Genomic DNA, 10,109 nt, shown 5'->3' with positions numbered 1-10,109 from the left:
GGAGACTTTGCATCCAACGCCGCTTGCAAGCCTTGGATTAGTGCGATCGCATGAGTGTGTGACGTGGGAGACTTGGTATCCAGTGCCGCTTGCAAGCCTTCAATATCAACAATCTTTTCAATTTTAGTAGGTTTAGAGATAGGCATAATCTGTTAGAGGGAAGTCTGTTTTAAGTGCTTTACGCACAATATATATGTAAATTAATCCGCAGTAAGTACACGAATTTCTCTTATAAAAAGCTTACCGCTACCCAGTTCAGTAATAGCATATAAGGTACTATGCAATGCGGGATGCGGCATCTCATAAAATGCACCTGGGGCAAGGGAAAACATAAAAGTGAGCTTATCATCATGAGATGTTGTGTCAATATAAACGGTAGAAGAATGAGCATTAAAAATTGTCAAACCTCTCCTTCCCACGTTTTCAGTTATTATCGAAACGGACGTTGTTTTATTGACTGTTACATCAATAGAAGCCGCAAATAAAAATTCCGGGCTTGGGATAAAAATAGAATTGTTGGTGTTCGGGTTAGAAATTGGCATTTTAGTTAAAAGTAAATTATGTGCATTATATGCCAGAGGCAGAGGAAATGTCACCCTCTGCAATTGCAGAGATAGCGCCAAAATAGGGCTTGTCAAAATCAAAACTTCCCGCAGGTGTCAAATAAATCCCCTGCCCTAGGGTTGCCGTATCCCCTAAGTTTAAATAAATGGGATGGTTGCCATTATTGGTAAAAGCTACATACTTTCTCAGTGGATTAGCAAGCAAGACAATGGTACTTTCTATATCAATTATTTCCTCGAAATCATTAGTAGTGTGAAGTGTAGCGCTATCGCTATCAACCGCAATTTCTTGCACATAAGAACCGTGGATCGTAATGCTATCTCCAGCCTGTAAAGCACCATAACCCACATCTTGAACTTGGACACCGATACGCCCATTGTCTCCTAATTCAATAGCCAGATTATCAGTAATTAAATCCATGAGATTGTAGATTCTGTAGGGGTATCCTGAAGGATTTAATAAGCTAATAGCTCCTACCTGATACCAGTCTGTTTGGTTGTCAGAGATGTAAAGGTTTAGTTGTTTTCTTGCGCTACCCCATTCAATATCTAGGGTTTTATAAAGCTTATCGGTTTCTGAATCTTCCAAAGTAAAGTTTGGTAGTTTTACGGGTGCAAGGCTGCTAATTTTGGCATGTGCCTTTAAGTTCTTTACGAAAGCGTTGACGCTGACAATTTGACCGGGATAGTCGCCGGTAAGATTGTTTGAAAAGATAGGGACTATCGTTTGTCCCGTGCCAAAGCTAAGGGATTTGACAATAGTTTTCGCTTTGTTGAAGGTTGAAATCGCCACCTAAGGTTTTGTATGTAACAAGTTCGTTTTAGCTGAAAACGACCGTATTGTAAAGGTTTTGGAATGCATTGTTAACTTGTGCGCTTCAAAAATCGCTTAACCCCACGTCTGGGTAATCTGGATGCCGATGTAGTTTGTCGCGATAGGGACATTCAAAATCACAGTCTTCGCTACCTGCATAAAGGCAACCAAACCCAGGCTGAAAGCCGCAGTCAAACTCAATATCAAAGTCGTCGTCTTCAATTAAGTCGTCATAGTCGTCGGGAAACCACTTGTGTCCACAGGCTTGGCAGGTGTACATTTCTGCTGCTGGATCATAACTGATGGCGGTTGAGGGACAGGCATCACAGATCATGTTTCTAGTTTAAATTCGTTGTCTCCAGCAACTTGGATGCGATCGCCCGCCGGAGTTCTAAAAACCCACCAGCTATTTACCGGATGCTCCGGTACTTCGACACATTGGCATCCCTCAACCCAGATTTCTTCAGGATTTAACATTTCACCAACTATTTGATATACGCTGTAACGCCGCGATGAATGTTTGATTGCATCCTTCATGCGATCGTTAATTTCTTTGGTTGCAATTTCGGTCGCCTGTTCTTTCTTGCTCAGTGCCCAGGATTTTTTGGTGGTGGCGCCGTTTGCAAACTCAAATTCAAATCGACATTCCATCCTTCCATCTTTCTTGCGGAGTTTTTGGGGAGTAACAAGGCAAATAGAAGTTCCCAGAACGCTTTCAACTTTCACCTCAAAGGGCTGAGGAAGTGGTAAGCCGGTGCGAGGACAAAGATTTTCGACAGTATTATTAGTTGCTCTTGGTTGCGTATTTACGCGCTCATCAGGCGCTGCACCACCTGCATCTAGTGGTGCAGCGCCTGGTGCAGCGCTAGAACCATTGTTTTTAATGAGTTCTGGGGATTTGGAGAACACTGCACCCCCAGAAGTTTTATTTTCAAAATCGGTTGAGGGGCTGGAAAAAATTGCGTTTTGGGGGTGCAGGTGGTGCAGCGAGGCAGAATCTTGATATATGGTTGTTTCAGCGCTGCACCCCCCCGGTGCACCAGGGGGCTGATTATGCTGCACCCCCTGCTGATTGCGCTGCACCCCTCGGTTGTGCAGCGACTCTGGTGAAACATTAATAACAGGCTTCTCCGTAGGCGCTGTACCCCCCTCAAAACTGAGGAAATATTGATTGGCTTTACCAGGAGTTAAAATCAGACTCAGTAATCCGTCAGATTTTAACTCTGACAAAGAGTTCCGGGTGTGTCCATAATTAGTGCCTAATTCGCGAGCAACTTCTAGCGCGGTATATTTTTTGTTTCGGTTGGTATTGAAGAAGCCTAAGATTTTTTGCTTTAAAGCACTTTCTGAGTTGTTGCTGTGTTGGTCTATTTCTTCTCCCAAAAAACTGAAGCTTAAATCTTCAGAGTTGAAAAATAGCCGATACTTTTTCTTGCAAGACCTTGACCTAGATTTATCAATTTCTAGAATCCGATCTCCTTTAGTCGATTGCGAGTCTGTAGGCTGCGTGAGTTTCCAGAATTCGCTAACCGAATTTCGGATTGCTGTAGATCCTCTGGTGTCCCCTGCCTTGTTGGTGTGATGAATTACCAAAAACGTACAGTTGTATTTTGTAGCTAGCGCCGCCAATTCCAACAACGGGCGGGCGTACTCCATTTCTCCTTCTCTAAAAATTGATAGGCGGTTGGCTGACGAAAGGCTGTCGATAACAACAAAATCTGGCTTAAAGTTTTCATCTTGCAATTCTTGGATCAAGATGGGCATGTTTTCAAAAGTCCAGCCAATACAGATTTTTACGTACTTTCCAACATCCCCTTCTGAATATCCAAGAGTCTCTAATGCTTGGTACATATCCAATTCGGTTTCATCGCCTTGGCAGAACAATATTTTTCGTTTCTCGCCAGTCGGTTGAAAAATCCCCAATGGTTTCCCTTCTATTAACAATTTGGCTAGAGAGTAGGCGTACTTTGTCTTCCCCACGCCGCCGTCCGCAACTAAGCAGATAGTAGATTTTTTTGGAACTAACCCGTTAAGTAACCATTCGCGGATTGTACCTCCAGCTATCTCTTTTAACTCTTCATAAGTCAGCAACTTGCTGCATTGAGAAGCTAGAGATTTTAAGTAGAGAGTTTCTAGAAACTTCATAGAAACTTCATACTTGTCAGCCAAGTCTTTTATTTTATAGAATCGATAAGAAGGTTCTCCACAGGTCGTATTAATCTCTGTCAAATCTTTGAGCATTTGGTCGTGTCTTGCACGTTGAGCTTGCTCTTTAGTTTGATAACGTGAGGTTTCAATTATCGAGCGGGTTTGTTTTTCAAGCGCCGCCATTATTTCTGATATTTCGTTGTTCACTGAGTATCCTAGTTTTGCTATTTCGCTACCAATTTTTATTACACCACGGCGAATAGCTTTATCGATAACTAGTTCTGACAACCCATCGATGTTAACTGTAGAGACGGTTCTATCGAGCAAAGCGGCGATTTTGTTCCTCCCGCCAATCCCTGATAAAAGGTCGTTATCTCTCAAATAAGACTCAACAACGGGAATTTGAATTTTCTTGTCTTTATCAGCAAGCTTTAAGCAAGCCCTATAAATAGTTTTGTGGGAGTCAAGATAAAAATGCTCTGGCTTTAACGTTTCCTTAATCCGGTGAATGGCATTTTCATCAAGAAGTATCCCGCCCAGTATTGATTCTTCCGCTTCTGCATTAAAGGGTGGTAGACTATCATTAAAGGTATCAAATGATAGGGTCGTTGACATATTCATTCTTCACCTCCCTGTTGTTTGTAATTGTTAATAACGAAAAAGCGGGTTATAACGACCGCTTTTTTTTCTGTCGTTAAATAGCTTGATAGTAGTTGGTTGCTCATGTTTAAAAAGGGACATCGTTAACAGGATGGAGATCGATAATTTCGCCTACTTGTTTTCTGGCATGAGCGAAATCTAGGCAAACTTCCCAAGGAGTGACTATCATCAGCATCGGACGATTGATAGTGATTTCAAACTGTAAATACCCGTAACGACAAGTATTTTCTGGTAACTTTACTTCTATCAGTGGAGATTGAAGGCACAGTTGGCAATTGTGAAACTCGGTCGATCGCACTGCCGCCCAAAGCCAAATTCTTAACAGGAGGTGCGATCGCTTAAAGTTTTCGGGAAGTTTCATTTTGTTGAAGTACATTTGAACTAGTAGATGCAATTACGGGAAATATTCTTTGGCGATCGCATTCTCTCCGTTCCCAGGAGTGCGATCGCTTTTTAATTGGTAGCATCCAGGAAGTCATCGATGAGCGCGATCGCTTTTTGGTTACAAGAGGGAACGCTATTAGTACCAGGTGGCAACCTGGAAATGGCGTTAACTGAGGATTTAATTGTGAATTTAGACAAAGACGATGTGGTAACTGTTCAGAAAAACCTTAGCTTTCTTGGGGCTTCAACTTTTACGGTTGAGGAGGCGGGGAACAAATTAGCTGAGTTTGTAGAAAACAGAGCTAACATTGCGGCTCAAGTTTGGAAGGGGGATGGGATAAGATGCCGTGTGTTAAAAGTTGGTAACGGGCAGTGGAAGGAAGGTAGAGTTAGGATTTCTTTAGAGTTTATTCCCGACGAGGAAGAAATCGAGCAAGAGGCTGAACTCATCAAGGAGATTGAACCGGAAGAAGTTGTGCCGTTAAAAGAACTGTCACCATTAGATGAGTTTCGGCAACAAAGATAATAACCCCTTGCGATCTGACAGCAGGTAATAGCCCATTGAAAAACCGTCCCGCCTCATGAGGCGGGACGGTTTTATTCGTTTTGCTCGGATTGTTTGTTTAACTCTTCACGAAGGGCTTTAAGTTCTTGGATTCTAACTTTAAGCCGTTCCAAGTCAGCCTTTACACGTTTAGCCTGAGCCGCTATGCGTTTAGCCTCATCTTCTTTGGCTACCATCTCGTCGAGGTGATCGTCGATTAGATGGTCGAGCATTCCCCCAGTAACTGTTGCTCCAATACCGAAGATACTTGATTCCGGGCTATTCGTTCCAGCATTTCGCTCTTGCTGACCCCCAGAATATTCGCTTTCTCTTCCAATAATTCCATTCCCTCTGGCGATATCGACAGATTCAATTTGAGCTTGCGTTGACCGTGCAATGGTTTTCTCATTCGTTGTGTCCACCTACTACCCCCTATTGTATCCGCATACTATCTTTACTTTTTGTGCGCCTACTACTAGACTATATTTAGTTGTATGCGTAAACAACTATTTTTGCAACCCTCACCCCCCCCCGCAAACAGACAGAGATAGCAGCCTGCCAGCTACTGAAGCGCAACCCAAAGACCTGCTAGCGGTTAATCGGTGCAAAGACGCCCAACGCCCAACCCCCAATCCCCAATAAAAAAGGAGTGATCGCCATTAAGTAAATTTTTCTGGGAATTTATGACAGCAACATCTTGGCAAATTAATCAACAACTGGAGGGAGATAAAAAAGAAGGGCTTCACTGAAGCCCTGGCGTTAACAATATTTTTAGAGACATCATCATTATGGCAATGAAAATGGAATCAACCAAAACCTTGATTGAGCGCTTGCACATATTGCAAGGGGAATTGAAAGCACCTACAACCCAGACAGTGAGCAAAGCTTGAGCATTTTATCAATCCAATAACAGGCAATAAATTAACACAACAATGACCGAAATAACCACCCATACCAACGGGATAAACGCAACAAACACCAAAGAAACTAAGACGAAAGCACCTCGTAAGCCTCGCTATTTAGCGGGTTTACCCTCTGTCTCCAGTGTCAATGACATGATAGAAGCCACTTATAAAGTGCTGTGTGATAAGACTCCAACTGAGTTCTCCTCGCTCGATAACTACGAATTTTTCTGCATGTCTCCAGACGCGGCTTCTTTAATGGTGAAAGTCTCCCGGTCAAAAGCGATCCGCATCTCTGACCGTAAAGTTTTTCAAACTAACGGCGGGCGGGTATACCGCGCTTCCTCTATCAACTACGTATTACCAAAAACAGAAGCCCGGACGGATTAACTACCCCTTTCCAGGCTCTGTATTCCATAATTTCACATTAGGAATTCTCCAATAATGACAGATAAGTACGTCGAAAGACAAATCAAATTTTACGAGTCAGCCACCACTAAAGAGGCTGAAAACGATGCTCTTTACCGCCTGGGGACTCATTTAGAGTTAGAAGCCGTGCCTTGCAACGGCAATGCCAATCTTACAGAAGAGCAACGGACAATTATACTGGATGCAGCTAAGTGTAAAGGTGGTAGCGATGAGTAAACCTTTTGACGCAAATCTTTACGGTGCAACTTTAAGAGCCTGCGAAGAAAGCGGTGTACCCGAAGATTTGACCTATAAAGCTGCTGTCATCATCGCCAGCGATGAAGCCGGGAAACCCGACTTGGGACGCACACCCCAAGACCAGGAAATCATCAAGCAAGTCTTGCCCTATCTTCAGTCTGGAGGCAAGGAATGAAAGAGAGCGACCCCACCCCAATATTCTTGGGAGTGGCGGCGCTCGGCGTCGCCATCTGGCTTCACATTAAAAATGCTGAGTTACAGACGGCACTCGTTCAGTGTAACTCCGACTTTCGGGTATTTAAAGAGGGGGTACTTTATGGCAGATAGGAGGGCAAGGCATGTTTAATTGGCTTTCAAATGTGTTCGACGATAAAGAATTGAGAGAAATTAGTGAGCGACTTGACGCTAAAGAAAAAGCGCTTGACGAACGTATTGCTGAAAAAGAAGCTTACCTCAACGAACTGAAAACCAACGTAGAGAAAGGAAAAGAGACGGTTCAGCGCTTACAAAAGTCGGTAAATAAGGAGGCTAGTTGAAGCGACGATGGCAGACAACAGGTATCAAATAAAATTTACTGATGACGGAGAAGACCGCAGTATCAACTTTAGCAAAATAGAAGCGGAATATTATTTTCCTGATCAAGTGAATTTGCTGGAAAATAGCTCTTCTAGTGTCTGCGATTTTCAAGATGCTCACGGTTTCGTGTCAATCGAGAAGATTAAGGAGGATGAGGAAATTGGCAGATAATTATTGGGTCCCAATGCGCCTCCCATCCCCCAAAGAAATCGCCAAATATGCTTTTTGGGGAACCGGGAGAGTCATTTTATCGGGTTGGTTGTTTGGCTTATACGGCGTGACAGCCGTCTGTAAAATGACAATCAATGTAGCGGAAATGACACGTCAAACCACACTGCAATTGTTGAAAGTGTATGACCAACTGCCTTACATGGGTGCAGCCGTCCAAAACATCATTGATGTGTCTGCGACTACTGTTACAGAAGAGTTTGACATCATCACCGATATCGTTGCCGCCACTGAAGGCAAGCAAGTAATGGTGATTGGCGAGATGGGAACTGGTAAATCAACCATCGCCCAGTACTTCGCTTACAGCGTCGGTGGACGTGTGAAAGTATACGAATGTGAAGGCACACCGACCGACTGGCTAGGTCTGATGGTGGTAGGCAAAGGTGAAAATTGGGCGGCTATCGAGCGCGGGATGCTCGAAGATTTGGAGGATTTATCCAACCAAATGAAGACCCGCAACGAACGCGGTGACGGTGCCCTAGAAGGTACAGAAAGGGTAATTATCGTTGAGGAATACCCGGAATTAGTTTCTAAAGTCCCGTCATCGGGGGAATGGTTAGAGCGTCATGCGAGAAGAGGACGTAAAGCTCGCCGCTTTACGGTCTTACTCTCGCAGTATGACCGGGTTGCGGCTTGGGGACTTGAGGGTAAGTCAGACTTGGCGGACGCTTTTTTCCGGATACGGCTCGGTAAAAAGGCTCAATCGCACGCTAAAAGCCTGAAAAATAACGCTCTTGTTGATTGGTTAAAACAAGACCGTTCCCACTGTTTGCTCGACGATAGTCCCTGTAAACTGCCAACTTACCGAGAAATGAAATCAGCCTCATCTCGTTATAGTTCAACCATACTACCACCAAACAGTGACAACTCGATCCAAGACAAAAATGAGGCTGAAAATGCCCTCAAAACCGCTTCTGGAGCGGATTTTGAGGAAAATTGTTCCGACGCTGGCAGGCTACTTTGGCGGATGATTCAGCGATTTGGAGCCGAGAAATCCGACAGTGCGATCGTCACCGAAGTCTTAGGCTTCACCGGTCAGCGCTACTCAGAAGGTAAGAGCTTTTTAGAAAAGTTGCGCCGGGAATTTGGATAGCGTTTTTTAGGGAGAATCAAAATCATGGATAAAATTTGCATCCACTGTCGCAGTAAAAATATCATTTTCAATCGAGATCACGGATTTTATCGCTGCAACGACTGCAACAATGTTTGGGCATATCCGGGGGATGACCCAGATAACGATGAATTCGATTCGGAAGAGACCGACCTACAAGACGCGCTATTGGAGCAAATGCTTGGTGGCGGTCGGATGACGTTTATTTAGACCCGCATTGCGACCGATTTTATTAAGTCGGTCGTTTTTTTTTGATTATCCAATGGAATTTTCAGATCAACTTTCTACTATTAATATCCGCCTCAAAACCGCACGTATAGGCGTCGCAGTTTGTCAAGTTAAAAACCGCCTTTATTTGAGAGCAACTCTGCCCCCAAAACCCAACTCTACCAAGACCAATTCACATCAACAATGGCTTAGTCTTGGTATTTACGCCAACAAAGATGGATTAAAAAGAGCCGAGGCAGAAGCTCACAAGCTTGGTGGCTTACTGGCGTGCAAGGATTTTAAATGGGAGCTTTATTTAAAAAACCCTGGGGAGTCCCCAGGTAACTCTATCAAAGACTGGATCAGAAAATTTGAGAAATTTTACTTTGAAACCCGCCAACGTAATCATCAAACAGAAACCACATGGAAGATAGATTATTTGGCGGTATTTAACAAACTTCCAGGGGAGAGCTTAAGTAGTGCGGTTATTTTAAAAGCAGTAACGAATACTCGACCGGATACCAAAACTCGTAAACGCACCTGTATGGCATTAAGTGCGTTAGCAAAGTTTGCAGAAATTGATATCAATTTAAAGTCATATGCAGGAAGATACAGCCCAAGAAAAGTAACCCCGCGCGATCTCCCACATGACACAGCAATTGCTCAACATTTCTATCAAATTGAGGATGAGGCGTGGCGTTGGGTGTATGGGATGCTGGCTACTTATGGCTTGCGAAATCATGAGGTTTTTCGTTTGGATTTCGCGGCGATCGCCCGTGGTGATTACATTGTTAATGTTGGTGAAAATTCCAAAACCGGTGCAAGGCGGGTGTGGCCCTGTTTTCCAGAATGGTTTGACCAATTCAACTTGCAAGAAGTGAAACTTCCCAAGGTTAACCTTGACCGCCCCAATGCAGAAGTTGGTCATGCGGCTACAACTTGGTTTCACCGTCACATCCCCTTTCAAGCATATGACTTGCGTCACTGTTGGGCTGTAAGAACCTTAGAATTTGGACTTGACGTATCGCTAGCAGCCCAACAGATGGGGCACTCTGCCCAAACTCACACCGAACTTTACCATCACTGGATCAACGAGCGCCATCACCAGCGTGCATTTGAATTGATGATGCACCGTACTGAACGACCAACAGCACCGGTTGTCTTGGGTTACTCAAAGGACGTAAAATTCCGTTGATTAAATATTGACTAACCAAACAAATGCAAGCGATCGCCAGATACGTAGTTATTTCGTTGTTGATTATGCCAGGAACCGGATTTGAACCGGTGACACGAGGATTTTCAGTCC

17 protein-coding genes are annotated in these 10,109 nt (G+C 43.9%); 9 read left to right on the top strand and 8 right to left on the bottom strand.

The window, feature by feature from the left end:
* From OGM63_RS29955 to OGM63_RS21350, 7 genes are all read right to left on the bottom strand, one after another.
* On the bottom strand, nucleotides 1-146 hold a 146-nt coding region (locus OGM63_RS29955; protein WP_375340514.1), incomplete at its 3' end, for a phage tail fiber repeat family protein.
* Nucleotides 147-200: 54 nt separating this feature from the next.
* On the bottom strand, nucleotides 201-596 hold the full coding sequence (locus OGM63_RS21375) for a hypothetical protein (RefSeq protein ID WP_263747672.1): 396 nt from the start codon (nucleotides 594-596) through the stop codon (nucleotides 201-203).
* Complete coding sequence (locus OGM63_RS21370) at nucleotides 568-1,356, bottom strand: hypothetical protein (RefSeq protein WP_263747671.1); 789 nt, start codon at nucleotides 1,354-1,356, stop codon at nucleotides 568-570. The genes OGM63_RS21375 and OGM63_RS21370 overlap by 29 nt, the downstream gene beginning before the upstream one ends.
* 85 nt (nucleotides 1,357-1,441) lie before the next feature.
* Entirely contained in the window at nucleotides 1,442-1,711 is a 270-nt protein-coding gene (locus OGM63_RS21365; protein ID WP_263747670.1) for a hypothetical protein, read from the bottom strand.
* Nucleotides 1,708-4,140: a DnaB-like helicase N-terminal domain-containing protein gene (locus OGM63_RS21360; protein ID WP_263747669.1), complete on the bottom strand. Its 2,433-nt coding sequence runs from the start codon at nucleotides 4,138-4,140 to the stop codon at nucleotides 1,708-1,710. The genes OGM63_RS21365 and OGM63_RS21360 overlap by 4 nt, the downstream gene beginning before the upstream one ends.
* A gap of 112 nt (nucleotides 4,141-4,252) precedes the next feature.
* Nucleotides 4,253-4,546 (bottom strand): hypothetical protein, encoded by a 294-nt coding sequence (locus tag OGM63_RS21355; protein ID WP_263747668.1) that lies wholly within the window; start codon nucleotides 4,544-4,546, stop codon nucleotides 4,253-4,255.
* Nucleotides 4,524-4,652, bottom strand: coding sequence for a hypothetical protein (locus OGM63_RS21350; RefSeq protein ID WP_263747667.1), 129 nt, complete (start codon nucleotides 4,650-4,652; stop codon nucleotides 4,524-4,526). The genes OGM63_RS21355 and OGM63_RS21350 overlap by 23 nt, the downstream gene beginning before the upstream one ends.
* A gap of 14 nt (nucleotides 4,653-4,666) precedes the next feature.
* On the opposite strand from OGM63_RS21350, the gene OGM63_RS21345 reads away from it, so the two are divergent.
* Complete coding sequence (locus OGM63_RS21345) at nucleotides 4,667-5,095, top strand: KGK domain-containing protein (RefSeq protein ID WP_263747666.1); 429 nt, start codon at nucleotides 4,667-4,669, stop codon at nucleotides 5,093-5,095.
* Nucleotides 5,096-5,166: 71 nt separating this feature from the next.
* Here the strand turns inward: OGM63_RS21345 and OGM63_RS30105 are convergent, their stop codons facing one another.
* Nucleotides 5,167-5,535 carry a hypothetical protein gene (locus OGM63_RS30105; protein ID WP_263747665.1) on the bottom strand — a complete coding sequence of 123 codons (369 nt, stop codon included), beginning with the start codon at nucleotides 5,533-5,535 and terminating at the stop codon, nucleotides 5,167-5,169.
* A gap of 510 nt (nucleotides 5,536-6,045) precedes the next feature.
* On the opposite strand from OGM63_RS30105, the gene OGM63_RS21335 reads away from it, so the two are divergent.
* From OGM63_RS21335 to OGM63_RS21300, 8 genes are all read left to right on the top strand, one after another.
* Entirely contained in the window at nucleotides 6,046-6,405 is a 360-nt protein-coding gene (locus OGM63_RS21335) for a hypothetical protein (protein ID WP_263747664.1), read from the top strand.
* A 54-nt stretch (nucleotides 6,406-6,459) separates the two neighbouring features.
* Complete coding sequence (locus OGM63_RS21330; RefSeq protein ID WP_263747663.1) at nucleotides 6,460-6,660, top strand: hypothetical protein; 201 nt, start codon at nucleotides 6,460-6,462, stop codon at nucleotides 6,658-6,660.
* Nucleotides 6,653-6,856: a hypothetical protein gene (locus OGM63_RS21325; protein ID WP_263747662.1), complete on the top strand. Its 204-nt coding sequence runs from the start codon at nucleotides 6,653-6,655 to the stop codon at nucleotides 6,854-6,856. Before OGM63_RS21330 ends, OGM63_RS21325 begins: the two co-directional genes overlap by 8 nt.
* 163 nt (nucleotides 6,857-7,019) lie before the next feature.
* The gene (locus OGM63_RS21320) at nucleotides 7,020-7,217 is read left to right on the top strand and encodes a hypothetical protein (protein WP_263747661.1); all 198 of its coding nucleotides are present in this window, start codon (nucleotides 7,020-7,022) and stop codon (nucleotides 7,215-7,217) included.
* 7 nt (nucleotides 7,218-7,224) lie between these two features.
* Nucleotides 7,225-7,428 carry a hypothetical protein gene (locus OGM63_RS21315; protein WP_263747660.1) on the top strand — a complete coding sequence of 68 codons (204 nt, stop codon included), beginning with the start codon at nucleotides 7,225-7,227 and terminating at the stop codon, nucleotides 7,426-7,428.
* A 13-nt stretch (nucleotides 7,429-7,441) separates the two neighbouring features.
* A complete protein-coding gene (locus OGM63_RS21310; RefSeq protein ID WP_263747659.1) occupies nucleotides 7,442-8,578 on the top strand; it encodes a hypothetical protein in 1,137 nt (378 codons plus the stop codon).
* Between the two features lie 24 nt (nucleotides 8,579-8,602).
* Nucleotides 8,603-8,806: a hypothetical protein gene (locus tag OGM63_RS21305; RefSeq protein ID WP_263747658.1), complete on the top strand. Its 204-nt coding sequence runs from the start codon at nucleotides 8,603-8,605 to the stop codon at nucleotides 8,804-8,806.
* 52 nt (nucleotides 8,807-8,858) lie between these two features.
* Nucleotides 8,859-9,998: a site-specific integrase gene (locus OGM63_RS21300; RefSeq protein WP_263747657.1), complete on the top strand. Its 1,140-nt coding sequence runs from the start codon at nucleotides 8,859-8,861 to the stop codon at nucleotides 9,996-9,998.
* Nucleotides 9,999-10,109 lie beyond the last annotated feature (111 nt).

Origin of the sequence: Plectonema radiosum NIES-515, assembly GCF_025753815.1 — a bacterium.
Classification (GTDB): Bacteria; Cyanobacteriota; Cyanobacteriia; order Cyanobacteriales; family Nostocaceae; genus Hassallia; species Hassallia radiosum_A.
Note: the sequence above shows the minus strand (reverse complement) of the source record. Positions and strands in the feature narration are given on the sequence as shown.